Annotated in this window: 21 protein-coding genes, 4 pseudogenes and 1 other annotated feature; of the genes and pseudogenes, 19 read left to right on the top strand and 6 right to left on the bottom strand. The window is 63.6% G+C overall.

Annotation, left to right across the window (positions count from 1 at the left end):
* Positions 1–51: 51 nt before the first annotated feature.
* Positions 52–1752, bottom strand: a complete 1701-nt coding sequence (locus tag ABNQ39_RS27670; RefSeq protein WP_376964564.1) for a methyl-accepting chemotaxis protein — start codon at positions 1750–1752, stop codon at positions 52–54.
* A 431-nt stretch (positions 1753–2183) separates the two neighbouring features.
* Here ABNQ39_RS27670 and ABNQ39_RS27665 point away from each other — a divergent pair, with 431 nt between their 5' ends.
* From ABNQ39_RS27665 to ABNQ39_RS27610, 12 genes are all read left to right on the top strand, one after another.
* Positions 2184–3944 (top strand): sensor histidine kinase, encoded by a 1761-nt coding sequence (locus ABNQ39_RS27665; protein WP_376964562.1) that lies wholly within the window; start codon positions 2184–2186, stop codon positions 3942–3944.
* A complete protein-coding gene (locus ABNQ39_RS27660; RefSeq protein WP_376964560.1) occupies positions 3941–4564 on the top strand; it encodes a response regulator transcription factor in 624 nt (207 codons plus the stop codon). Before ABNQ39_RS27665 ends, ABNQ39_RS27660 begins: the two co-directional genes overlap by 4 nt.
* 281 nt (positions 4565–4845) lie before the next feature.
* Positions 4846–6189 (top strand): sulfite dehydrogenase, encoded by a 1344-nt coding sequence (gene soxC, locus ABNQ39_RS27655; RefSeq protein WP_376964558.1) that lies wholly within the window; start codon positions 4846–4848, stop codon positions 6187–6189.
* Positions 6173–7207 carry a c-type cytochrome gene (locus tag ABNQ39_RS27650; RefSeq protein WP_376964556.1) on the top strand — a complete coding sequence of 345 codons (1035 nt, stop codon included), beginning with the start codon at positions 6173–6175 and terminating at the stop codon, positions 7205–7207. Before soxC ends, ABNQ39_RS27650 begins: the two co-directional genes overlap by 17 nt.
* A 24-nt stretch (positions 7208–7231) precedes the next feature.
* Positions 7232–7690, top strand: a complete 459-nt coding sequence (gene soxY, locus ABNQ39_RS27645) for a thiosulfate oxidation carrier protein SoxY (RefSeq protein ID WP_376964554.1) — start codon at positions 7232–7234, stop codon at positions 7688–7690.
* A 23-nt stretch (positions 7691–7713) separates the two neighbouring features.
* Entirely contained in the window at positions 7714–8025 is a 312-nt protein-coding gene (gene soxZ, locus ABNQ39_RS27640; RefSeq protein ID WP_376964552.1) for a thiosulfate oxidation carrier complex protein SoxZ, read from the top strand.
* Positions 8026–8072: 47 nt separating this feature from the next.
* The gene (soxA, locus tag ABNQ39_RS27635) at positions 8073–8885 is read left to right on the top strand and encodes a sulfur oxidation c-type cytochrome SoxA (RefSeq protein ID WP_376964550.1); all 813 of its coding nucleotides are present in this window, start codon (positions 8073–8075) and stop codon (positions 8883–8885) included.
* A gap of 11 nt (positions 8886–8896) precedes the next feature.
* The gene (soxX, locus tag ABNQ39_RS27630) at positions 8897–9562 is read left to right on the top strand and encodes a sulfur oxidation c-type cytochrome SoxX (RefSeq protein ID WP_376964548.1); all 666 of its coding nucleotides are present in this window, start codon (positions 8897–8899) and stop codon (positions 9560–9562) included.
* Positions 9559–11283 (top strand): thiosulfohydrolase SoxB, encoded by a 1725-nt coding sequence (gene soxB, locus ABNQ39_RS27625; protein WP_376964546.1) that lies wholly within the window; start codon positions 9559–9561, stop codon positions 11281–11283. The genes soxX and soxB overlap by 4 nt, the downstream gene beginning before the upstream one ends.
* Positions 11284–11337: 54 nt before the next feature.
* The gene (locus tag ABNQ39_RS27620) at positions 11338–11766 is read left to right on the top strand and encodes a DsrE family protein (RefSeq protein WP_376964544.1); all 429 of its coding nucleotides are present in this window, start codon (positions 11338–11340) and stop codon (positions 11764–11766) included.
* 13 nt (positions 11767–11779) lie between these two features.
* Positions 11780–12886, top strand: a complete 1107-nt coding sequence (locus ABNQ39_RS27615) for a YeeE/YedE family protein (RefSeq protein ID WP_376964542.1) — start codon at positions 11780–11782, stop codon at positions 12884–12886.
* Positions 12887–12915: 29 nt separating this feature from the next.
* Positions 12916–13926, top strand: a complete 1011-nt coding sequence (locus ABNQ39_RS27610) for an MBL fold metallo-hydrolase (RefSeq protein ID WP_376964540.1) — start codon at positions 12916–12918, stop codon at positions 13924–13926.
* Positions 13927–14022: 96 nt separating this feature from the next.
* Here the strand turns inward: ABNQ39_RS27610 and ABNQ39_RS27605 are convergent.
* The 4 genes and pseudogenes from ABNQ39_RS27605 to ABNQ39_RS27590 form a co-directional block, all read right to left on the bottom strand.
* Positions 14023–15241: pseudogene (locus ABNQ39_RS27605) on the bottom strand (IS3 family transposase).
* Positions 14841–14957: a sequence feature (AL1L pseudoknot), on the bottom strand. It overlaps the preceding pseudogene by 117 nt.
* A 56-nt stretch (positions 15242–15297) precedes the next feature.
* Positions 15298–15654, bottom strand: a pseudogene (locus tag ABNQ39_RS27600) (transposase); the annotation flags it as partial.
* 277 nt (positions 15655–15931) lie between these two features.
* A pseudogene (locus ABNQ39_RS27595) lies at positions 15932–16393 on the bottom strand (transposase); the annotation flags it as partial.
* Between the two features lie 148 nt (positions 16394–16541).
* Positions 16542–17456, bottom strand: a complete 915-nt coding sequence (locus tag ABNQ39_RS27590) for a LysR family transcriptional regulator (protein ID WP_376964538.1) — start codon at positions 17454–17456, stop codon at positions 16542–16544.
* Positions 17457–17850: 394 nt separating this feature from the next.
* Here ABNQ39_RS27590 and ABNQ39_RS27585 point away from each other — a divergent pair, with 394 nt between their 5' ends.
* Entirely contained in the window at positions 17851–18924 is a 1074-nt protein-coding gene (locus ABNQ39_RS27585) for a tartrate dehydrogenase (protein ID WP_376964536.1), read from the top strand.
* Between the two features lie 150 nt (positions 18925–19074).
* Entirely contained in the window at positions 19075–19608 is a 534-nt protein-coding gene (locus ABNQ39_RS27580) for a transposase (protein WP_376965049.1), read from the top strand.
* An 80-nt stretch (positions 19609–19688) separates the two neighbouring features.
* Here the strand turns inward: ABNQ39_RS27580 and ABNQ39_RS27575 are convergent, their stop codons facing one another.
* Positions 19689–20348, bottom strand: a complete 660-nt coding sequence (locus tag ABNQ39_RS27575; RefSeq protein WP_376964534.1) for a cupin domain-containing protein — start codon at positions 20346–20348, stop codon at positions 19689–19691.
* Positions 20349–20526: 178 nt separating this feature from the next.
* Here ABNQ39_RS27575 and ABNQ39_RS27570 point away from each other — a divergent pair.
* The 5 genes and pseudogenes from ABNQ39_RS27570 to ABNQ39_RS27550 form a co-directional block, all read left to right on the top strand.
* Positions 20527–21091: pseudogene (locus ABNQ39_RS27570) on the top strand (IS5 family transposase); the annotation flags it as partial.
* Between the two features lie 363 nt (positions 21092–21454).
* On the top strand, positions 21455–22522 hold the full coding sequence (locus ABNQ39_RS27565; RefSeq protein WP_376964532.1) for an extracellular solute-binding protein: 1068 nt from the start codon (positions 21455–21457) through the stop codon (positions 22520–22522).
* 68 nt (positions 22523–22590) lie between these two features.
* On the top strand, positions 22591–23739 hold the full coding sequence (locus ABNQ39_RS27560) for an ABC transporter ATP-binding protein (RefSeq protein ID WP_376965047.1): 1149 nt from the start codon (positions 22591–22593) through the stop codon (positions 23737–23739).
* The gene (locus tag ABNQ39_RS27555) at positions 23736–24584 is read left to right on the top strand and encodes an ABC transporter permease (RefSeq protein ID WP_376964530.1); all 849 of its coding nucleotides are present in this window, start codon (positions 23736–23738) and stop codon (positions 24582–24584) included. Before ABNQ39_RS27560 ends, ABNQ39_RS27555 begins: the two co-directional genes overlap by 4 nt.
* Positions 24581–25366, top strand: a complete 786-nt coding sequence (locus ABNQ39_RS27550; protein WP_376964528.1) for an ABC transporter permease — start codon at positions 24581–24583, stop codon at positions 25364–25366. The genes ABNQ39_RS27555 and ABNQ39_RS27550 overlap by 4 nt, the downstream gene beginning before the upstream one ends.
* The last annotated feature ends 32 nt before the right edge of the window (positions 25367–25398 follow it).

The following is a 25398-nucleotide window of genomic DNA, read 5'->3' as shown; positions in this document are numbered from 1 at the left end:
GTAACCATCATCTCGCGCCTACAACAAAATTTGCAACAGAGCCGCTGCGGGTTATGCAGTCCGGATTGAAGCGAGAAAACCGCCAACCTGTGCATGCAGCGACGATGCCTCACCGGAAAGCGCTGCGGCAGCGTTCTTGACTTGGTCGGCCGCCGCCTCGGTGTCGCGGGCTGCCGCCTCCACACCGCTGATGTGTGAGGACACTTGGCTGGTTCCCTGCGCCGCCTCCTGGGTGTTGCGTGCGATCTCCCGCGTTGCCGCGCTCTGCTGCTCGACTGCAGCAGCAATGGTGGCAGAGATTTGGCTGATGGAACGAATCGTGTTCCCGATGCTGCGGATGGCCGTGACGGTCTCGGTGCTCGCCGCCTGAATGTCCTGGATCTGTGCGGTGATCTCCTCCGTCGCGCGCGCTGTGGAGGCGGCGAGGTTCTTCACCTCGTTCGCCACGACGGCAAAGCCCTTGCCCGCCTCGCCGGCCCGCGCCGCCTCGATGGTGGCGTTGAGCGCCAACAGGTTGGTCTGGCTGGCGATGCCGGTGATCAGATGGGCGACTTCGCCGATCTTGGTTGCGGCCGACGACAACCCCTCCACAGTCGTGTTGGTGCGCGCCACCTGCTCCACGGCCTCGCCAGCGACGCCGTTGGCCTGCTCGATCTGGCGGCTGATCTCGGCGATGGACGCGGTCAACTCGTCGGCAGCCGCGGCGACCGTCTGCACATTGCCGGAAGCCACCTCGGACGCGTTGGCCACCGCGGCGGTACGCTCGTGCGTCGATTCCGCGGTGCGATTCATGAGTTGGGCGGTTTGCTGCATCTGGTCGGCAGCGTTTGTCAGTACCTCGAGTTGCCCGGTGACGCCAGTCTCGAAGTCGGCGATCAGTCCGTCGACCGTCTGGCGGCGCCGGTCCTTCATCGCCTCCTCCTCATGCTGCCGTGCCTCCAGACGGTGCATCTCGCGCGCATTGTCGCGGAAGATGTGGAGCGCGTGCGCCAGCGTGCCGATTTCGTCATGGCGTCCGATGTCGAGAGCCTCCAGTTCGACCTCCAAGTCGCCACGCGACAGCCGTTCGGTCGCCGATGTCAGGCGGCCCAGCGGGCGGGAGACGTGACGCCGGACGATCCAGGCCAACAGTCCCAACGACAGGGCAATACCAAGCCCCGATCCCAAGGATTGCCAAAATACCGCGGCGTTGTAGATGGCCTCGCCGCTCTTTTGGGCAGCCTGCATCTCTTCCTTGGCTGCGGCGACCAGTTTGTCCGCCTCGCCGTTGATCTTGAAGCGCACGTCGCGCATCTCGCCGAAGATGACCTGGAAAGCCTCGTCCTTCTTGCCTTCGGCCGACAGGGCGATAGCCCGCTGGGCCAACCGGTCATATTCGCCCGACAGGGCCTGAATGTCCTTTGCCGGCATTGAAATGGCCGGCGCAGGATTGGTTTCCAGAATGTGTGCCGAATGATCCAGCACAGCGGTCAGGCGCTGCTGATAGCGTCCGCGAATTGTCTTCACGTCCTCCGGCTTGGTGGCGAGCACGGCGTTCGAGGTGGCGATCGCCGTGACGTTCAACTCGCTGCTCAGACGTAGAGCCATCTCCAAACGCGCCGCATCGCGCTCAACCAATTGCACATTCTGTTCGTGCAAGGTGGACAGCAATACCAGACCATACACCGCGATACCGATGGCGATGGAAGCCAGCAGCAGCGATGGACCCATGATCTTGGTGACAAGACGGGTGCGGGTGAGCGACAGCGACATTAGAGACACCTTATTAAACCCAATCAACCGGACGGACGCTGTACGGGCAGAACACTGTGACGTCACTGTCGAATAGAAATATTTACGGTCAGTTTACATTTTTCATTGTTTAGGATGTTTGCGCGCCGTTTCAGCTGATGCGCCTACGACCAGAACTGCGGTCTACCGCCGAGTATTGCCGACGCTTCCAACGGTTGCGCCGCTGACATGCCTCTCACGACTCTGCGGAGGATGGCGGCATGATTCCAACCCAATTGCTTCTGGAAAATCCGGGACGGTTCGGTCCATCCGATCGTGCCCCACCGTGGCTGGATGTGTCGGAACGCCCCGCATCGGGTCCACGATGTCGTAGCCGGTCCGCGATCCTTCAGTCTATGCTGTCGCTCATGCGGGCATGGCTGATTGTTTCATGTGTCATGATGATGGGCGCGATGCCTGCGATTGCGGAGCCGGACGCCGTGCATGTTGGCGTGCTTGCCTATCGCGGGTCGGAGCGGGCCGCGCGGGATTGGGAACCGACCCTGGCCCATCTTGAGCGCGCGATCCCCGGCCGCCGCTTCGTCATGCTGCCGCTCGACCTGCCGGGCATGGTTCTGGCCGTCGCCGACCGCCGCGTCGATTTCGTCATCACCAACCCCGGCAGTTACGTCACGCTGGAGGCACGCTTCGCGGTGACGCGCATCGCGACGCTGGAGTCCGGCTCGCCGGACCTCCCCATCGCCGCGGTCGGATCCACCGTCATCCGCCGCGCCGACCGCACGGCAATCCGCGGGTTGGCCGACCTGAAGGGCAAGCGGTTGGCGGTGGTGTCGACCGATGCCTTCGGCGGCTTCCAGATCGCTTGGCGCGAGATGGAGGAGGCGGGTGTCCGCCCCTTCACCGATCTGGCGGATCTGACGACGGTGGGCTTTCCGATGGATGGGGTGGTGGAGGCGGTGCGCAGCGGCAGCGCCGACGCCGGCGTGATCCGCGCCTGCCTGCTGGAGGCGATGATGGCGCAAGGCCGCATCGCCCCGGACGAAATCGCGGTGGTCGGCGAGAAACCGTCGGCGGGCATACCTTGCCGTGTGTCGTCGCGGCTTTATCCCGATTGGCCCTTCGCCCGGCTGGCGCATACACCGCGCGATCTGGCCAGGCGCGTGGCCGCGGCACTGATGACCATGGACGGCCCAGCGACCGGGGGACTGAGTTGGACCGCCTCGCTCGACTACACCTCTGTGCATGAACTGTTCCGCACGCTGCACATCGGCCCCTATCCGAAGACGCCGCCGACGCTGGAGGAGATGCTCAGCGACAACTGGCACTGGCTGGCGATCGCGGCGGCGGCGGTGCTTTGGTGGGTGGTCCATGCCGCACGGATCGAGGTGCTCGTCCGCCGCCGCACCGCCGAACTGGAACGCGAAATCGCCGAGCGCGAACGTGCGGAAACGACCGCGCTGCGCCTGCGCGAGGAGCGCGACCAGCTCTCCCGCCTCGGCATCGTCGGCGAGATGGCCAGCAACATCGCCCATGAATTGAATCAGCCGCTGGCGGCCATCGGCAATTTCGCCGGCGGCATGGCCCGCATCCTGGACGCCCCGGCGCCCGACCTCGCGATGCTGCGCGCCGGAGCGCGCTCAGTCGCGGAACAGGCCGAGCGCGCCGCCGCGATCATCCAGCGCACCCGCGGCTTCGTCAGCCGTCGCGACGCCCAGCGCTCCCCCCTGTCGGTGAACGCCGTGGTGGAGGAAACCCTGTCGCTGTTCGGCGCGCTGCCGGAGGCCGGGCTGTCCATCGTGACAGAGCCGGCCGACGGGCTGCCCGAGGTCAGGGCCGACAAGGTGGAGCTTCAGCAGGTGCTGCTGAACCTGCTGCAGAATGCGGTGGAGGCAACGCGGAGCGGCAATGATGGTGGCGGCGGCGACATCGTCCTGCGCACCGCGCTGTCCAGCGGCATGGTGATGATCGAGCTGCGCGATTCCGGTCCGGGCGCGCCGGAGGAGGAGAGACGGCGGATGTTCGAGCCCTTCTTCACCACCAAGCCCGGCGGGCTGGGCCTCGGCCTGTCGATCTGCCGTACCATCGTCGAGCGGCATGGCGGCCGCATCTGGGCGGAGCCCGGGGTTCCGCACGGGCTGTCCGTCCGCTTCACCCTGCCGCCGGCCGCCGGGGAAACCGCATCATCATCGCCCGTCCAGGAGACACGCACATGACCGACACCCCCCTGGTCCTGGTGGTGGACGATGACGAGGCGATGCGCAGTTCGGTGCAGTATCTGCTGGCCTCCATGGGCATCGCCTGTGAAAGCTACGCGTCTGCCGAAAGCTTCCTCGCCTCGCCGCACCTGCGCCCGCCGTTGCGGCCGGGCTGCATCCTGCTGGACGTCCGCATGCCCGGCATGAGCGGGATCGAGCTGCTGCGCCACCTGAAGGAACGCGGGTGCAAGCATCCGGTGATCATGGTCACCGGCCATGGCGACGTCCCGCTTGCCGTCGCCGCCCTGAAGGGCGGAGCGGAGGACTTCATCGAAAAGCCCTGGAAGGAGCAGGCGCTGCTCGACGCCATCAACGCCGCCACTCGCAAGAGCCGCGAGGTGCTGGCGCGCAGCGCCGGCCGCGAGGCGGTGGAGGCCCGGCTGGCCCAGTTGAGCCGGCGAGAACGCGAGGTGCTGGCCCTGGTCCTCGACGGTCGTCAGAACAAGGAGATCGCGACGGCGATGTCGATCTCGGTCAAGACCGTCGAGGGCCATCGCCAGATGGTGATGGAGAAGATGGGCGCCCGCTCCGTCGCCGAACTGGCCCGGCTGGCGCTGACGCCCGGCGACCGGGTTTAAGCGACCGAGTTTAAAGGGGCCGACCAAGGCTTCAGCGGCACGCCCTGCCTGAAACCAAGGGTTTTCCCTTGGTCCCGACCGGAATCGACCCGGTGGCGGCGATTGTTCGCCACACGTACCATAAGCGCGACAAGAACACCGGCAGCGAACCGGAAGGAATTCAGACCGACATGAGCAAGTTGCGGCCAACGGGAGAAGCGACTCCCCGAACCGATCCGCTCGTCCCCGGCGCGGATATAACCAGCCCGGATATCCCCGGCGCGGATATCCGGGCCGGCCGGTTGCGGCGGGCGCCCGAGAATTTCCTGACCGCCGACGACATCCGGCTGGTCGACAAGGGACGGCGCGATTTGCTGCGCGCCAGCTTCCTGGCGGCGGTGGCGGCCGGCAGCGCGGCGGCACTCGCTGGTCGCGCCGCTACGGCAGCGGCCCCGGCGGATGCCGCCGGCGACCCCAACATCCTGAACCCCACCCCCTGGGGCAGCAGCCTGGGTCAGCCGGTGGCGGCCAATCCCTACGGCCAGCCGTCGAAGCACGAGCGCGGGCTGGTGCGCCGGCAAAGCCCCGGCCTGACCCAGGTGGCCGCCGCCAGCGTGTCCTTCGCGCCTTTGCAGGGTCTGTTCGGCATCGTCACGCCCTCCGGCCTGCATTTCGAGCGGCACCACCAGGGCTGGCAGGACATCGACCCCACCCGGCACCGGCTGATGGTCAACGGCGCCCGGCCGGACTTCGTGAAGACGCCCAAGGTCTACACGATGGACGACATCATGCGCCTGCCGCCGGTGTCGCGGATGCACTTCATCGAATGTGGCGCCAACACCGGCATGGAATGGGGCAACGTCGCGGTCCCCACCGTGCAGTACACCCACGGCATGCTGTCATGCAGCGAGTTTACCGGCGTGCCGCTGCGCACCCTGCTGGAGGATTGCGGTGCCGACCTGAAGGCCGCCAAGTTCATCCTCGCCGAAGGCGGCGACGGCTCGTCGATGACCCGCACCATCCCGATCGAACTGGTGCTGTCGGGCGAGGTGATGGTGGCCTACGGCCAGAACGGCGAGATGCTGCGGCCGGAGAACGGTTATCCGCTGCGCCTCGTGGTGCCGGGGGTGCAGGGCGTCTCCTGGGTGAAATGGCTGCGCCGGATCGAGGTCGGCGACCGGCCCTACGCCACCAAGGACGAGGCGGTCCACTACATCGACCTGATGCCCGACGGCCAGCACCGGCAATACACCTCCATCCAGGAATGCAAGTCGGTCATCACCAGCCCGTCGGGCGGCCAGACCCTGCTGGACAAGGGGTACTTCACCATCAGCGGTCTCGCCTGGTCGGGCCGCGGGGCGGTCAAGCGGGTGGATGTCTCGACCGACGGCGGCATCAATTGGACGCAAGCGACCTTGCAGACGCCCGTCCTGTCCAAATGCCTGACCCGCTTCACCCTGCCCTGGAACTGGGACGGCCGTCCGGCGCTGCTGCAATCGCGCGCCGTCGACGAGACCGGCTTCGTCCAGCCCGCCTACGGCCAGCTGCGCGCGGTGCGCGGCACGCGGTCGATCTACCACAACAACGCGATCCAGACCTGGCAGGTCGCCGAAAGCGGGGACGTGAACAATGTCCAGATCCTGTAAAGCGGCGCTGTTCGCCGCCGTCCTCCTCGGCTGGGCGGCGCCGGCGCTGGGGGATGGCTTCGCCAATGTCGGCCGTCCGGCGACACCGGCCGAGGTCAAGGCCTGGGACATCGATGTCGGTCCCGACTTCGCCGGCTTGCCCAAGGGGTCCGGCACCGTGTCGCGCGGCATGGAGATCTGGGAGCAGAAATGCGCCAGCTGCCACGGCACCTTCGGTGAGAGCAACAGCGTCTTCAACCCGCTGGTCGGCGGCACGACCGCCGAGGACATCACGAGCGGCCATGTCGCCGCGCTGAAACGCACCGACTTCCCGGCGCGGACGACCTTCATGAAGGTCGCCACCGTCTCCACCCTCTACGACTATATCCGCCGCGCCATGCCGTGGAACGCGCCGAAGTCGCTGAGCGATGAGGACGTCTATGCCGTGCTGGCCTATCTGCTGAATCTCGCGGAGATCGTGCCGGACGACTACACCCTGACCGACGCGACGATCCGCGACGTGCAGAAGCGCATGCCCAACCGCGACGGCATGACCACCGCCCACGCCCTGTGGCCCGGCCCCGACTTTCCCGGTGTCGCGACAAAAGCCGACACCGCCAACGCCGTCTGCATGACCAACTGCAAGCCGAAGGCCGAACTGGCGTCGCAGCTGCCCGAGCATGCCCGCGGCGCCCATGGCAACATCGCCGAACAGAACCGCATCATCGGGCCGGTCCGCGGCCAGCGCACCGGCCCGGACACGGCGGCAGCTGCGGCCCCCTCCCCTGCCCTGGCGCTGGCGGAGCAGTCCGGCTGCCTGTCCTGCCACGCCGTCGACACCCGCGTTGTCGGTCCGAGCTACAGCGAGATCGCCGCCCGCTACCGCGGCAAGAACAACGCCGACGCACTGGTGTCGAAGGTCAAGGCCGGCGGCGAAGGCGCCTGGGGCGCCGTGCCGATGCCGCCGCAGGACGATCTGAGCATCGACGACGCCAAGACCCTGGTCGCCTGGATCCTGTCCGGCGCGCCGCAGAAGTAACGAGACCGAGGAGGAGCATCTCTCATGACACAGGCAGCGATGGAACGGCGTCAGTTACTGACCTTCCTGGGAACGCTGGCGGCGGCCGGATTCGTGGTGCCGCGGGTGGCTCTCGCCAACTGGGACAAGACCGCCTTCGACGCCAAGACGATGGACGACGCGTTGAAGGCGCTGGGCGCCGGCGCACCGGCCAACAGCGGCGACGTGCAGATCGTCGCCTCCGACATTGCGGAGAACGGGGCGGTGGTTCCGGTCCAGGCGATCAGCAAGCTGCCCAACACCGAACGCATCGCCATCCTGGTGGAAAAGAACCCCAACATGCTGGCCGCCGCCTTCGACATGGGGCCGGACACCATCCCGGAGGTCACCGCCCGCATCAAGATGGGCCAGACCTCCAACGTCATGGTGCTGGTCAAGGCGGACGGCAAATTCTACGCGGCCGCCAAGGAAATCAAGGTGACGCTCGGCGGCTGCGGCGGCTGAGCGGACAGGAAAGGAGCACGACGATGGGCAATCCGATGAAGATCCGCGCCTCCGCCAAGGACGGCGTCACCGAGATCAAGATCCTGATGAGCCACGAGATGGAAACCGGCCAGCGCAAGGACGCCAACGGCACGGTCATCCCCGCCTGGTTCATCAACGAGGTCACCGCCAAGCTGGATGGCAAGACGGTGATGCAGGCGCAGTGGGGGCCGTCGATTTCCAAGAACCCCTACCTCGCTTTCAAGGTCAAGGGCGGCAAGTCCGGCGACAAGGTGTCCGTCACCTGGGTCGACAACAAGGGCGACACCCGCTCCGACGAAGCCACCGTCACCTGAAGTCAGCACTGGCGGACGGACAAGAACAAGGACGGGAGGGGGAAGAGATGGACCGCGTAAGCGTTGGGGTTGCGGCGTTCCTTGCGGTGTCGGCGGTGGCCGCCACGGCGGCCTACGCACAGAAGGATGCGGCACAGGAGGGCATCGAGGCCTACCGCGAAGCTTTGCAGGACGGCAACCCCGCCGAACTGTTCGAGTTGAGCGGCGAGGAGCTGTGGAAGACGCCTGCCGGCCCGAAGAAGGCCTCGCTGGAGAAATGCGACCTCGGCCTCGGCCCCGGCGTGGTCAAGGGCGCCTATGCCCGGCTTCCGCACTACTTCGCTGACACCGACCGCGTCCAGGATCTGGAATCCCGCCTGCTGACCTGCATGGAGACCTTGCAGGGCAAAGACCCGAAACCCTATGTCGAGGCCGCCTTCACCGCCCCGCCGAAGGAAGAGATGATCGCGCTCGCCGCCTACGTCTCCGGTCAGTCCAAGGACGATCCCATCGCCGTCACGCCCAAGCATCCCAAGGAACAGGCGATGTACGACTTGGGCAAGCGGATGTTCTACTATCAGGGCGGCCCTTACGACTTCTCCTGCGCCACCTGCCACGGCCAGGAAGGCACGCGCATCCGTCTCCAGGAGCTGCCCTACATCCCCGGAACCAAGGGAGCGGCGGCCGGCTGGGGCAGCTGGCCGGCCTACCGGGTCAGCGCCGGCCAGATGTGGTCGATGCAGTGGCGGCTGAACGACTGCTTCCGCCAGCAGCGCTTCCCCGAACCGGTCTACACCTCCGACGCGACCATCGCGCTGTCGATGTTCATGGCTGCCAACGCCAGCGGAGCACCGATGAAGACACCTGGAATCAAGCGTTGAGGGAGGCCGCCATGAAAGATGTCGTGAAATACGCCGCCTTCGCCGCCGTCCTGCTGCTGGCCGGCCCCGCGCTCGCCGAGACCAAGGCCGGATCGTCCTGGGGACCGGGGGCCGACGATACCGCCTTCGCCCACATGCTGGCCGCCAGCTTCAAGGATAAGGGCATCGCCAAGCTCGATCGCCTGACCCAGGACGAGACGCAGGCCTTCTGCTCCGACCCCGAAGCCGCCGCCAGCCCGGCCGCCGCCGAGAAGCGTCAGCGCATCGAGGCCGCCAACATGGCGACGGTCAACTGGCCGTCCGACGGCAAATGGCTGGGTGACTGGAAGGAGGGCGAGAAGATCGCCCAGAGCGGCCGCGGCAACACTTGGACCGACAAGCCGGGCGAGCCCAACGGCGGCAACTGCTACAACTGCCACCAGATCAGCCCGGCGGAGATTTCCTACGGCACCATCGGCCCCAGCCTGCTGCAATATGGCGCGCTGCGCGGCGGCGACGAGGAAACGATGAAGGCAGCCTGGGCCAAGATTTACAACGCCAAATCGCTGAATGCCTGTTCCAACATGCCGCGCGCCGGCCATATGGGCATCCTGGCGGAGGCGCAGATCAAACACCTGATGGCCCTGCTGTTCGATCCGGCCTCTCCGGTCAACGCCAAAGCGGGGAAGCCGCAATGAACCGCCGCGAGTTCCTCACCGTCCTGGCCGCCGCCAACGCCGCCGGCCTGCTGCTGCCGGGCGCTGGCCTCGCTCGCGCGGAGGCTCTGGCGGACGCTGTATATGACGCGCCGGCTTTCGGCAACGTCTCGCTGCTGCACATCACCGACTGCCATGCCCAGCTGAAGCCGATCCATTTCCGCGAGCCGAGCGTCAACCTCGGCATCGGCGACATGGCCGGCCGGGTGCCGCATCTGGTGGGCAACCGGCTGCTGGAACATTTCAAGCTCCCCGCCGGAGGCCGCGAGGCGCATGCCTTCACCTGCCTGGAGTTCGAAAAGCTGGCCGGGCTGTACGGCAAGGTCGGTGGCTTCGCCCATCTGGCGACGCTGGTCAAGCGGGTGCGCGCCAACCGGCCGGGCGCCCTGCTGCTCGACGGCGGCGACACCTGGCAGGGATCGGGCACCGCGCTGTGGACGCAGGGCCAGGACATGGTGGAGGCGGCCAAGCTGCTGGGCGTCGACATCATGACGCTGCATTGGGAATGCACCTACGGCCAGGACCGCGTGAAGGAGATCGCCGAGAAGGACTTCGCCGGCCACATCGAGATCGTCGCCCAGAACATCAAGACCGCCGATTTCGGCGACGAGGTGTTCAAGCCCTACACCATGCGCGACGTCAACGGCGTCAAGGTCGCGGTGATCGGACAGGCCTTTCCCTACACGCCGATCGCCAACCCGCGCTACATGGTGGCCGACTGGACCTTCGGCATTCGCGAGGAGGAGATGCAGGCGACGGTCGACACCGCCCGCGCCGCCGGTGCGGCGGTGGTCGTCGTGCTGTCGCACAACGGCATGGACGTCGACCTGAAGATGGCGTCGCGTGTTCGCGGCATCGACGCCATTCTCGGCGGCCACACCCATGACGGCATGCCGGCGCCCAGCATCGTCGCCAATCCCGGCGGCCGGACGCTGGTCACCAACGCCGGTTCCAACGGCAAGTTCCTGGGCGTGCTCGACCTCCATGTGACGGGCGGGCGGGTCGCCGATTTCCGGTACCGGCTGATGCCGGTCTTCGCCAACCTGCTGCCCGCCGATCCGGAGATGGACGCGCTGATCACGCGTGTCCGCGCCCCCTACGAGGCGAAGCTGGGCGAGACCCTGGCGGTGACGGAGGGCACGCTGTACCGGCGCGGCAATTTCAACGGCAGCTTCGATCAGGTGATCCTCGACGCCCTGATGGCGGAGAAGGATGCCGAGATCGCCTTCTCTCCCGGTTTCCGCTGGGGCACCACCCTGCTGCCCGGCCAGCCGATCACCATGGAGAACCTGCTGGACCAGACCGCCATCACCTACCCCTACGTCACGCTGACGCAGATGAGTGGCGAGCAGATCAAGACGGTGCTGGAGGATGTCTGCGACAACCTGTTCAACCCCGACCCCTATTACCAGCAGGGCGGCGACATGGTGCGCGTCGGCGGCCTGTCCTACGCCTGCGACCCCGCCGCCCCGGCCGGGCAACGCATCCAGGACATGACGCTGAACGGCAAGCCGCTGGAGGCGTCGAAGAGCTACAAGGTCGCCGGCTGGGCACCCGTGGCGGAAGAGGCGAAGGCGGCCGGCGGCGAGCCGATCTGGGACCTCGTCGCCCGCAATCTGCGCGCCCGCAAGACGGTGGCGCCGCCGCAGCTTAACCTGCCGACCCTGAAGGGCATGGACGGCAACCCCGGCCTCGCCGCCTGAACCCCGGCTCCCCTTTTCCACGTGTTCCAGCACCGAACCGGAAAGGCTCAGACCATGAGCGTTCGTCGTTTCCTGGCCCCCCTGCTGATGCTGTTCTCCCTGGCCGGCGCCGCCCCGGCGCTGGCCCAGGACAAGGTCGTCTACCACATCGACAATGCGGCCGAGCAGGGCACCAAGGCGTTGCGCAACATCCGCAACCATCTGGACGTGGCGCCGAAGACCGAAATCCGCGTGGTCACCCACGCCGAAGGCGTCGACCTGCTGATGGAAGGCGCCAAGGACCAGAAGAACAACATCGAGTATGCGCCGCTGATCTCCGATCTGAAGGGGCGCGGTGTCCATTTCGAGGTGTGCGAGATCACCATGAAGCGGCGCAACCTGACCAAGGACCAGTTCGTGATGGAGGCGGAGTTCACGCCGTCCGGCGTCGTCCGCATCACCGAATTGCAAGCGCGCGACCACTACGCCTACATCAAGCCCTGAAAGGGCTGCGGACATGGGTCTCACCATCGACGCCCTGATGGAAAGCCTGGGCGAGGACAGCTTCATGGCGCTGGGCGGGCTGCTGATCGGCACGTTGTTCGGCGTGGTGGCGCAGCGGTCGCGCTTCTGCCTGCGCGCCTCGACGCTTGAGGTGGCGCATGGCCGGCTGGGTGACCGGCTGGCGGTGTGGCTGCTCGCCTTCTCCACCGCGCTGATGACGACGCAGGGACTGATCCTGCTGGGGCTGTTCGACACCGGCAGCGTCCGCCAGCTCAACAACCCTGGCAGCCTGTCGGGGGCGGCGATCGGCGGGCTGATGTTCGGCTGCGGCATGACGCTGACCCGCGCCTGCGCCAGCCGCATGCTGGTGCTGTCGGCGACCGGCAATCTGCGGGCGCTGCTGTCCGGTCTGGTGTTCGCGGTGGTCGCCCAGGCGGCGATGCGCGGCGTGCTGTCTCCGCTGCGCGAGGCGATCAACGGCTGGTGGGTGATTTCCGGTCAGCAGCGCGACCTGCTGGCGCTGGCCGGCGCCGGGCATGGCGGGGCGCTGCTGTTCGGGTTGGGCTGGTTCGCGGCCGGCGTGGTGATCGCGCGGCGCAACCGCCTGTCGGGCTGGTCCTGGCTGGGTGCGGCGGGGGTCGGAGCGACGGTTGCCGCCGCCTGGTGGTTCACCTGGCGGGCCGCCGCCGCCGCCTTCGATCCGGTGACCATCCATTCGCTGAGCTTCACCGCGCCCTCGGCCGATTTCCTGATGCTGGTGCTGTCGCCGCCGGGCACCCGCTGGAGCTTCGACACCGGCCTCATTCCCGGCGTGGCGCTGGGCGCCTTCCTGGCCGGGCTGGCAGGTCGCGATCTGAAGCTGGAGGGCTTCAATGACGGCTCCACCATGCGGCGCTACATCGTCGGCGGCTGCCTGATGGGGTTCGGCAGCGTGCTGGCCGGCGGCTGCGCGGTTGGGGCGGGGGTGTCCGGCGCCTCCATCTTCACGGCGACGGCGTGGCTGGTGCTGTGGTCGATGTGGATCGGCGCGGTGCTGACCGACCTCGCCATCGACCGGCCGGCACGGCCGTACACCGCCGCCACCGCCACCGCCACCGTTCCCCCCGTCGCCGCAGACTGACTTCCGGCACCATGCATAGGAGAGCCCGCATGCTTCGCCTGCCCCGCCGCCGCCTGCTGACCGCCGGTGCGGCGCTCCTGGCCGCCTTGCCGGGACTGGAGACGGTCCGCGCCTTCGCCGCCGGGGTGGAGTCCTTCGTCAAGGGGCCGCCGGTGCCCGACATGCTGCCGGTCCAGGTCAGCCCACATGTCTGGATCATCCAGGCGCCCGACGGCTTTCCAACGCCGCAGAACCAGGGAATGATGGCGAACATCACCTTCGTCATCGGCCGCGACGGCGTGATCGTCGTCGACAGCGGCGCCTCGCTCCAGATCGGCGAGATGGCGATCCGCATGCTGCGGACGCTGACCCCCAAGCCGGTCGTCGGCATCGTCAACACGCATTATCACGGCGATCACTGGCTAGGGAACCATGCCTTCGCCGAGGCGTTCGGTGAGGATCTGCCCCGCTACGCCCTGCCCGGCACGCGGGAAGCGATCTCAGGCGTGCAGGGCAGCTTCTGGCAAAGCGCCATGGTCAAATGGACGGCGCAGGCGTCAGCCGGGACGCGGATCGTCGCCCCCAACCGCGACGCCGCCCATGGCGACGAGATGTCGCTGGGCGACGTCCGGCTGCGCCTGCACCATTACGGCACCGCCCACACCCCATCCGATCTGGCGGTCGCAGTGGTGGAGGACGGCGTCATGTGCGTCGGCGACATCATGATGGACCGCCGCATCGCAAACATGGACGACGGGTCCTATCTCGGCACCTTCGAGACGATGGACAGGTTGCGGGCCGACAGCGATACCCGCATCTGGCTGCCGGCCCACGGCGTGCCTGGCCCCGGCGTGCCGGAGTGGCAGCGCAGCCTGTTCGAAGGCATCTATGAGACCTGCGTCGCCGCCGTGAAGGCTGGCAAGCCCGTCGAGCAGGCGAAGGCCGCCGTGCTGGCCGACCCGCGCGTCGCCTCCCGCGCGGCGGAAACCAAGGGCTGGGACAGCAACATCGCCAAATACATCAGCCTCGCCTATCTGGAGGCGGAACAGGCCGACTTCTGAGCGGTGGGCTCCCGGAGTTCTGGAGCGTGGTGAAAGATGCGGCCGGTTGTGGCGGGGTGAACCGCGCCGGGTTTCCCGGAGGCCATTTGTCTTGAGTCACGCTGCCATGGCGACGTCCTCGGTTTGAGCATAATAGCGCGCTTCGGCCTCGGCGGGAGGAACGTTTCCGATGGGTTCGAGCAGGCGCCGGTTGTTGAACCAGTTGACCCACTCCAAGGTGGCGAACTCGACAGCCTCCAGGGTGCGCCATGGCCCGCGGCGCCGGATTACCCCGGTCTTGTAGAGACCATTGATGGTCTCGGCCAAGGCGTTGTCGTAGGAATCGCCAACGCTGCACACGGAGAGCTCGACCCCAGCTTCGGTGAGACGCTCTGTGTAGCCGATCGCAACGTATTGCGATCCACGGTCGCTATGGTGGATGAGGCCGCTGCCCTTGGCGGGCCGGCGGTCGTGGAGTGCCTGTTCGAGTGCATCCAGAACGAAGCCGGCATGGGCTGTGCTGGATACCCGCCATCCCACAAGGTGTCGATGACGAAGACCACGTAGACGAAGCCCTGCCATGTCGATAAGTACGTAAAATCTGCCACCCACAAGGCGTTTGGACGTGGCGCCTGGAATTGGCGGTTCACCAGGTCAGCGGGACAGGGCGCCGCCCGGTCGCTGACCGTGGTGCGCACCACCTTGCCACGCATCGCTCCCTTCAAGCCCATTTGCTCCATCAGTCGGGCCACCGTGCAGCGTGCCACGTCGATGCCCTCCCGCCTCAACTGCCGCCAGACCTTGCGTACCCCATAGACCTGGAAGTTCGCGTCCCAGACCCGCCGGATAGCCCCACTCAGCTCGGCGTCGCTCCGCGAACGGGCCGGCGCCTTGGATGGATCGGCCCGACGGGCGGCATGGGCATAATAGGTGGACGGGGCGATCGGCAACACTCGGCAGATCGGCTCGACCCCGTGAACGGCGCGGTGCGCGTCGATGAAGGCGATCATTTCTTGAACGGGCGGTCGAGCTCCGCCTGGGCGAAATAAGCCGACGCCTTGCGAAGGATCTCGTTCGCCTGGCGCAGTTCCCGCACCTCGCGCTCCAGCGCCTTGATCCGCTCCTGCTCGTCCGTCGTTGGGCCGGGGCGCTTGCCCTGGTCACGCTCGGCCTGGCGGACCCAGTTCCGCAGTGTCTCGGGATTGCAGCCGATCTTCGCCGCAATCGAACTAATCGCCGCCCACTGCGAAGCGTGTTCGCCTTCGTGCTTGAACACCATCCGAACCGCACGCTCGCGGACTTCAGGGGCGTATTTGGGGGATGCCTGTTTCGTCATGATGACCCCAGTTTCTCAGAAGATGGGCCCTCCGGGAAACCCGGCGAGGTTCACAGAACCAGATCGTCCACCGAACGGGTCGAGACGCCCTGGATATAGGCCTCCTGGATCACTGCCGTCAGCGCCTTCTCGGCCATCCGCCGCGGCTCCAGGAAGCCGGGGAAGTAGCTGCCCCTGCGCAGCTTGGGGATGCGCAGTTCGACGGTGCCCGCTCGGGTTTCCCAGTCGCGATCCCGATAGCCGTTGCGCCGGACCAGCAGCTCGACCGACCGTTCACCATGACTGGCGCCGGTCAAACCCTGAACCTCCAGTTCCATCAGCCACTCGGCGGCGAAGCCGATCATCTCGCGCAGAACATCCGCATCCGCGCCCTTCTCAAGCATCGCGCGAAGCGCCATCATCTCGTCGGTCATCGTGGTCACCATCGGTCGAGGTTGTGTTGTGGTGACCAGACGCTATCGAAGAACCACGATGACCGCCCCGCTATGGATAACCGGCCCGCCTACGCCAGCCATCGAAGGGCGCTGCGGCGGGCCGGTTCCCCACAGCTCCTACACCACCTCATGGGACACGACCATAGCCGGTTGATCGCAATTGGATAATTGCTGTCACGGCTCCTCACAGACCGTCCATCAGCCACAATCGGCGACATTGGCATCCCCGCGGCGGAGCGGTCGCCGGTCCCGGAAGTGGGCCTCCATGCTTTTCCAGGTGCCGCTTGCCCGTGCCGAACACCTTCAGCCCGGTGGAGTCGATGACCATGCTGACCGGCCCGTCCGTCCTGGCCAGGGCTGACGCGACCCCCACATTGGCGCTGCGCCAGGAGAAGGTCGTGTGATCCGGAACCGTGATCCGGCACCGGCACCGGCAGTTCCGGGCCGAGCAGGCGCATGAACAGGCCCAGCAAACCCTTGGTCTGCCGCCATGGCCGACTGAACGCCAGACTCAGCATCAGCCCGGCTTCGATCGCCACGTCCGAGTAGCGCGCCGGCCCATTGCGGGCGGCGTCCAGCCGGCAACCGTCTCCGGCGTCACCCAGATCGTCAAGTCACCGCGCCGGCGCAGCGCCGTATCGTAGGCTGACCAGTTCTCCACACGGTGCCGGGCCTGCGGGATCTTATGGCGGCGGGGCTCATTGGCCTTGTACGGCATCGGCGGCTCGACTTCTGCGGGCCGCCTCCATACCCGCTCGCCCTCCCGACCACCACCAGCCCGGGCTTTGTGCATAAACGTCCTTTGAAATCACTTCGCTCGCGGCATGGTGGCCTATTTGCCCCGGTGGCTTCATCGCTTTGAAGCGTCAACTACGCTCCGCATAAGCCTCCAGCCCGCCCTGCAGCAGGGTGAGCATCTCGTCTCGCAGTTCGTCGCGCACACCGCGAACCCAGGACACAGCCAGAGGCAGTCCACTGGCTCCCTTGGAACTCTTCGCCATCAATGGGATGAAGCAGACAGCATCGTTCTTCATATGGGAGGTCCATCGCGGAACGATGGCAATGCCCAGGCCGGCGCCGACAAGATTGATGATCGTCTGCTTCTCTTCGGCAAGTTGTCCGATCACGGGCCGCAAGCCTGCTTCCGCAAACAATCCGGTGGTCGCGTCATGACTGTGAGGACGAAATCTGCGATCGGGCACGATCAAGGGCTGGTCCGCCAAATCCGCAATTTCAACCTGTTCCCGGTTGGCCAGCGGATGCCGGGCTGGAATGGCCACCACGACGGTTTCATGGAATAGAAACTGAAATTCAAGGCGCTTTTCGGGACTTTCCGGCGGCCGGACGAAGGCGAGATCGAGGCGTCCGGACAACAGACGGGGCAACAGGCGGATCGTCTTGTCCTCAACCAGCTGGACGGCGACTTCGGGGTATCGTTCCCGGAAATCGCGCAGCAATCGAGGGATCAGGCCAGCAGCCGCGCTGTCGATGGCCCCGACCCGAAGAACCCTCGCGCGGCTACGTCCCCGCAACCGGAAGCGCGCAGCTATGCCGTCAGCCCTGAGGAGGAGGTCACGGGCTTCGACGAGCAACGCCGCACCGTTCTCGGTCAGTGCAACGTTGCGTGTGGTCCGGCCCAGAAGGCAAGTTCCGAGCTCCTCCTCCAGCAACCTTATTTGGCGGCCCAAGGCTGCCGGCAGCATGTTGAGCCGGTGTGCCGCACGTCCGAAATGCAATTCCTCGGCCGCCGCGACGAAACAGCGAAGCTGGTGCAGATCCATGACTGACTCCCCCGCAAAGCGATTATATCACGTTTTTATATAATCGCGGATGAATTGACTCCCTCGTCGATCTGACGGAATTTGCCTGGAACGGCCATCCGTTCTTCGTCATTTCTGTCGATTTCAATAATCCGGATACTCATTAAACTGAATGATGGGCTCCAGCGAAGCTATCAAAAATAAAGGACAGGAACGATCATCAGTTATTAGATGAAACGCTTGGTTTTTGTGGATTTCATCGCATCTGTATTGTCCTGTTGAATCCGTCCGTTATCAGGAAACGCAGCGAAATCGACGTTCCTGCTCTGGCAAATGCTCCAAATGAACCACAGACGGGCAAGTTCCATATCGCCCGATGCCACTCTTCGTACTCCGGACTGAGGAACTTTCCAATATGCGCACATACTCCATCGCCGCCATTCCCGCCGACGGCATCGGCCCGGAGGTCATCGGCGCCGGTACGATCGTTCTTCACACGCTGGAGCAGCGGATTTGCAACGTCCGGTTCGATGTCGCCACTTTCAACTGGGGTTCTGACTATTACAGGAAACATGGCGTCATGATGCCTGCAGACGGGCTGCAGACACTCAAGTCATTCGACGCCATCTATTTCGGCGCCGTCGGTTCGCCGGATGTGCCCGACCATATCACGCTATGGGGCTTGCGGCTGCCAATTTGTCAGGGCTTCGACCAATACGCCAATGTCCGTCCCACCCGGATCCTACCGGGGATAACCTCGCCGCTCCGGAACGCCGGTCCGGAAGACCTGGACTGGGTGATTGTCCGAGAGAACTCCGAGGGGGAATACGCCGGTTGCGGCGGGCGTGCCCACCGCGGCTTGCCCGAAGAGGTCGGAACCGAGGTTGCGATTTTCACTCGCGTCGGCGTTACACGCATCATGCGTCATGCTTTCAAACTGGCACGGTCCCGGCCGCGCAAGAAGTTGACGGTGGTGACCAAATCCAATGCTCAGCGGCATGGTATGGTGATGTGGGATGAGATCGCCGCCGAAGTGGCGAAGGAGTTTCCTGACGTCGACTGGGACAAGATGCTGGTCGACGCCATGACGGTTCGCATGACGCTGAAGCCGCAAAGCCTGGACACTATCGTCGCAACCAACCTGCATGCCGACATCCTATCGGATCTGGCTGGTGCGCTCGCCGGCAGCCTGGGCGTGGCCCCGACCGCCAATATTGATCCGGAACGTCGCTTTCCCTCCATGTTCGAACCAATTCATGGTTCAGCCTTCGACATCGCCGGCAAAGGCATAGCCAATCCGGTCGCATCGTTCTGGACCGCCGCTCAGATGCTCGATTATCTAGGGGAAACCGAAGCTTCCGCACGCTTGATGCGCGCCATCGAGCGGGTTTGCGCTTCCGGGATCCGCACCCCGGACGTCGGCGGAACCGCAACCATGAAAGAGGTCACCGATGCGGTCGTGGACGCCATCCATAGTTCGAACGTATGACCGGATCCCGACAAATCATCCGCCTCGAGGAAAAGCAACGTCGCGCGTGGCCCGGAGGTCGCTTCGCCGCCATCCGTGCCCACATGGAGGCCAAGGACCTAGCGCGGATTGCCGGGCATCTGGATCGGAGATTCCCATGGACGGGCAGTTGTGATTCAAGGTTCGGACTGGTTGAAGGAGGCCGGTTGCGGCTGGTGCCTCTTGCCGATCGGCAGCTGCGCGCTTCGAGGTTGGGGCTTCCTCGGCGATCCGCTGGGTTGCCCATGTACGAGCGCGCGGCGACCTGAGCCCGGACAAGCGCGGTGGCAATGTCCGCTCGCATCGGATCGACGAGCATCGGGGATCTCATCCTCTTATGTCGAACGGTTTCTGGGACCGACGCTGAGCCACGGAGACGTCGCCGTGGTGGACAACCTGCCCGCCCACAAGCTTCCGGCCGTGCGGGCGGCAATCGAGCGGACAGGCGCTGTCCTGGAGCTCCTGCCGCCCTATAGCCCCGACTTCACCACCATCGAGATGGCATTCTCGAAGATCAAGGCGAACCTCAGGAAAGCCGCTGCAAGGACGCTCCCCGAACCGTGGGAGGCCATTCGCGATGCCATCGACAACGTGACGCCAACCGACAGTCGAGCCTTCTTCATCGCCGCCCCGGCTACGAATCAGAATGATCCGAATCCGCTCTAGTCGTCCTATGTAGCTCCGAACTCATGGATATGCCGGGTCCCATCGGCCCGTCTCCAATGTCCGAGGCTTGTCGTCTCATGTCACAGCAGGAATTCGTTAGGCAGCTTTGCTACAATCCACATGATCTTCGCAGAAAAATCAGTATTATTCTGCAATTGGTGTGGTCGTGTTCCATCGAACAATAGACTATCTCCAACATTAAGATCACTCGATTCACCATCAATCGAGAAAGTTATCTTTCCTTCCATTACCAACGCCCCCTTCTCGGACGGATAAGAGGAAAAGTCCGAGCTGGATCTTGGCGGCAAATCGATAATCATCATTTCAAATACTCTGGACTTGGCATGATGGAGAAGTTGCTTTGACAGCCCTTGACGACCAAACTTCAGTACTGGCCGCCGATTACTGCGGCAAATCGCATCATCTTCCCGGGCGTTGTCGATAGGGCGTTCCTCATCGAAGAAAAAACCGATTGGAAGGTCCAATGCATTTCGAATTTTCTCGACGGTGCGCAAAGATGGGACATTCATTCCGCGTTCGATTTGGCTGAGAATACCCACCGATACGCTAGCCAACGCAGCCAGTTCTTTTAGACCAAGTTTGCGTGATTGCCTGTAAGCGCGCAGCCTGGGACCAAGGCCTCCCGAAGAGGTATTAGCCTGCATTTCGCTCCCATCGGATGGCTGGTCCAATTTTTCCACAATTTTTGTATCCAGCATCATAGATTTGCTGTTTTTCATCCTGTCCTTTGCGGAAGTCTTGGAAACCATTGGAATCTTTCCTGTTGACAATCTTTATTACGAGCAAACAGACCATGCAGCTTACCACATCGGCGCGATCTTAGAGCATTTCACTTCATTGAAACAAGCTTTCAATGAAGTGAGAAATGCAGCCGCTGGACGTTTATACACAAAGCCCGGGCTGAAGGTGTTCGGCACGGGCGAGCGGCACCTGGAAAAGCATGGAGGCCCAGCGCGCCGGAGCTGGAGAAAGCTCCACTTGGCGGTCGATCCCGATACCGGCGAGATCCTTGCCTCGGAGCTGACGACCACGCAGGAAGGCAATGCCTCGCTGGTCGGCCCGCTGCTCGACCAGACCAAGCGCCCGATCGGCACGGTGCTGGCGGACGGCGGCTATGACGGTGAGCCGGTCTACCGCGCCGTCGCCGCCCACATCCCCGACGTCGAGGTGATCATCCCGCCGCGCTCCACCGCGGTGCCGGGCGAGACCGCTGCAAGCGCGCCCACGCAGCGCGACCAGCACATCCCCATGATCGCCGAGCGTGGTCGGCTCGACTGGCAGCGGGCGGGCGGCTACGGACGCCGGTCGCTCGGGGAGGTGGCAATGTTGCGGTACAAGACCTTGATCGGGCTCAGCCTCTGCGCCCGGACCCTGCCTGTCCAGAAAGTCGAGACGGCGGTCGGCTGCAAGGTCGAACATGATGACCAGCCTCGGCATGCCGGCCTCCCGCAAGGTCGCCTGAACGACAACTTTCCAGGGCGGAGTCCGTCAATACGCCACGTTCTCCACCAACGTCTTCGGGCCGATTACCGGCACGAGATAAAATGCGCTGAGGCGCGCCGATATGGGCTGTGCTTCATCGAGCGTTGCGAGCGGCGACCACTCGGCACTGCCTCGTTTTCGCTTCCCGAAGTCCGCATCGGTGCCCGTCCGTGGGAATTCAAATGGACCGGAAAAGACCGAACCAAAACGTCCCGGGCGACTCCAACATTCGATTGACAGAGGCAATCTTCTCTGTTTCAATAAAATGAAACGAGTTCAAACGTCTGAACCGAAGAATTGGCCGACGCCGTTACGTAGAGGCGTTGAAGAACAGGGGGATTAAATGACCAAGACAACGCTTGCTCGGCGCAAGTTCCTGGGTCTGTCCGCAAGTGTCATAGCGGCTCCCTATATACTGACATCGCCGGCCCGTGCGGCACAACGCGTCGTCGTCCGCACGCCGGGCGGCCACCGCGACGAGATTTTGTCAGAAGTCGCCTACCTTCCGTTTCAAAAGGCAACGGGAATCGAAATCGTACCGGTATCTGCTCCGACTTCGAAATTGGTTGCCATGACGAAGATGAAGCAGTCCGAAGTCGACTTGGTCGATAACGGTCCGGTGTCGCTCACCATGCTGGCGAACGCAGGCGCGCTGGAACCCGTACCCTACGACGGCTTCAAGCGTACCAATCCCAACGACATCGACATGGCGCACAAATGGGAGTTCTTTGTCGCGAATTCGATCTACGCCTCGGTCATCGGCTATAATACCGCCATGTTCGAGGGTCGGAAGCCGCCAAACTCCTGGGCAGAATTTTGGGACACCGGGGCGTATCCTGGTCCTCGATCGCTCGGCAGCATGGACGCGAACGTCGCAGATCTCGAAATGGCGCTGCTGGCCGACGGGGTGCCGATGGACAAGCTCTATCCCCTGGATCTGGAGCGTGCATTTGCGTCGCTCACCAGAATTCGCGCATCGGTTCCGAAATTCTGGGAGTCGGGAGCGATGTGCGCACAAATGCTGGCGAGCAAAGAAGTAGCGATGACGTCGATCTGGTCCGATCGGTTGATCCCGCTGGCCAATCAGGGTGCACCCGTCGCGCTCACGTGGAACCAGTGCCGGATAGAACAACAGGTCTACGGGGTAATGAAATACGGCAGCAATCCCAACGGAGCGAAGCTGTTCCTCGACTATGTACTCAGTCCCGAGGTCCAGTCGAAATTCGCCGAAAAGATCGCGGCAATTCCAGCCAACAATAAAGCACTCGATTATGTGCCAGCGGGCTTGGTCGATCCGTCGACCGGAAAATCCTACATGGTACAGCAGGGTTTCTACGTTAATGCGGAATATTGGGTGAACAACATCAAGACGGCGACCAACGAATGGTCCAAGTGGACAGCGCGCCGTTAGCCACCGGCTACCTAGTCGGGTGATGATTATAAATTTGGTCGAATTTACAGGATATGGCGCCGGTGAAAATGTTGAAAGATCAATCTCCAGCGTCATCTGCGACGTTGGCAAAGCCAGCCGCCCAGCAGGCCAATGCGCTGGAGATGTGCGGACTGACAAAGCACTATGGCAGCGAAGTCGTGGTCAACGGCATCAACCTTTCGATAAAACAGGGAGAGTTCTTTTCGTTGCTGGGACCGTCCGGATCGGGCAAGACCTCTTCACTCATGATGGTGGCAGGATTTGTCAGTCCGGACTCTGGGCAAATTCTCGTCGGTGGCCGCGATGTCGTTCCGCAAACACCGCAGCAGCGTGGGTTCGGCATGGTGTTTCAAAACTACGCCATATTTCCCCACCTCAACGTCTTCGAAAATGTGGCCTTTCCCCTTCGCGCCCGCCGCGTTCCGACGGCAGAAATCAAGCAAAGGGTCATGGACGCGCTGCGCATGGTGCATCTGGAACGGTTCTGGGATCGGTCATCGAAGCAATTGTCGGGCGGACAACAGCAGCGGGTCGCGCTGGCCAGAGCCATCGTGTTTCACCCACCCATCGTCCTGATGGATGAGCCGATGGGAGCGCTCGACAAGAACCTCCGCTACCAGATGCAGGCCGAAATAAAAGAAATCCAGCAGCGTTTGCGCATGACGGTGCTCTACGTCACTCATGACCAGGAGGAAGCGATGAGCATGTCCGACAGGCTTGCGATCATGAACAAGGGACATATTGAACAGGTCGCATCGCCGCTGGAGGTCTATGAGCGTCCAAACAACGTCTTCGTGGCTCAGTTTCTCGGGCAGGCGAACTTCGTGCGAGGCGTGGTCACTTCGCTCACCGGCGGATTGGCGCGGATCGCATTGCCGAGTGGAAAAACCATCGTCAGCCGGGCGGCCGAAGGGTTGAGGATGAACGATCGCGCATGCGTCTTTGTCCGGCCGGAGAGGCTGATGCTTACGCAATCCGCAGCTCCGCCGGAAGGAAACGTCAACCGGCTCAACGGAGTCGTCGACCGCATCACCTACCTGGGCAACGTCTTCCGGTTCCATGTCTCCACTGATGACGGCGACCAGCTGACGAGTGAAATTCCCAACATCAACAACCTCTTCCGCCCGGCCGTCGGCTCGCGGATCTCCATCGAATGGGACACGGACAGCGGCCTCGCGATGGAGACGTCCGCATGACGCACACACATAATACCCGTTTTGCGGACGCCATGATCTTCCCCGCGCTGGGAATGTTGATCGTCATCTTCGTGTTTCCGGTTGGGTTCTTCATCTTCGAATCGCTGGAGGGCCAATCCTTCGGCCAGATCACAAGCACGGCCTATGACGTATTGCTCGCACCGGCGGTCGTGAATTCCATAGTCACGACAAATGTGATCGCAGCGGAAGTAACTCTGGGCACGCTGCTGGTCGGCTATCCGATCGCCTTCTATCTGACCCGGACAGCCGGATGGCGATTCTATCTGATCATGTTCGGCATTGTCGCGCCGACCCTTACCAGTACCGTCGTCCGCACATTTGCCTTGATGGTGCTCGGCGGGCGCGCGGGAATCGTAAATTCGTTCCTGCTGCGCATCGGGATATTGGAGAGCCCGGCTCAACTGCTCTACAACCGCGCCGCAGTCGTGGTCGCAATGGTCTACGTGTTGCTCCCTTACATGGTTCTTACCTTGTACGCGTCGATGAGAGCGATCGACGTAAATTTGATGAAAGCATCCAGAGGCTTGGGCGCCAGCGAATTTTATGCGTTTTCACGAGTATTCTTTCCTCTCACTCTGAACGGCGTCATCGCGGGATCGATCATGGTGTACATATTTTCCATGGGTTACTATTTGACACCGGCACTTGTCGGCGGCCGGAACGACGTCATGATTGCACAATTGATTCAATATTCGATCGATAAGACGCTTGACTGGGGTTCTGCCGCCTTCATGTCGCTTGTTCTGACCGGAATGACGCTGGTGCTTTTCGTGATCTATTGCCGGTTTGCCGATATCCGAAATCTGATGGGGCGGAAGACATGAACGGGAAAGTCTCTATAGCCCTCGGCATATATTCGCTGGGAATGGCGGTGCTCTTCATCATTCCCATCATCGTCATTGTGATTATTTCTCTCAGCGGTGATGACTACCTGACGTTCCCGCCCTCGTCGCTCTCCATGAGATGGTTCGTCCAGGTTACCAGTGAGGCGGGTTGGCGCAATTCGCTTGGTCTGAGTGTCGGCGTCGGATTCCTGTCTGCGGTCGTGACGCTCCTGGTAAGCGCGATGGCCGCATATTCGCTGACGCGGGGTATGTTGGTTCCGGCAAAAGCCATCCTCGCGCTCCTGCTTCTGCCGATGATCGTGCCCGGCGTGGTTTCGGCAGTCGGGATGTATTTCGTATCGATGGAACTCAGGCTGGTGGGCAATCCGCTCTGGCTGGCGCTTTGTCACTCGATTATCTGCACTCCGCCCGTCCTGCTGATCCTGCTGACCACATTCGGCGGCATCGACGTTAACTTGGAACGCGCAGGTTACGGTCTCGGGTGCTCGCGCTGGGGCGTGCTCCGCCGCGTTACGCTTCCGCTCGCCCTGCCCGGATTGGTGTCAGGCTTTTTCGTCGCCTTTCTCGGTTCATTCGACGAGTTCATCGTCTCGTCGTTTCTGATGGGGACTGCCGGAGAAACGTTACCGGTCAAGCTGTTCCAGAGCATCGTTTACGAGATCAGGCCGAGCATAGCGGCGGTCAGTACGATCATCATCGGGCTAGCCTGTCTGATGGCAGTCTTCGAAAGAATAATCAGGCGCGCCCTCTCGCGTGCCTGAAATCCGATCCGATCAAACCGGAACATGAAAAG

The sequence above is a fragment of the Azospirillum sp. A26 genome, assembly GCF_042604635.1.
GTDB classification, from domain to species: Bacteria; Pseudomonadota; Alphaproteobacteria; order Azospirillales; family Azospirillaceae; genus Azospirillum; species Azospirillum palustre.
The sequence above is the reverse complement of the archived record's forward strand: the minus strand, read 5'-3'. Positions and strand labels throughout refer to the sequence as shown.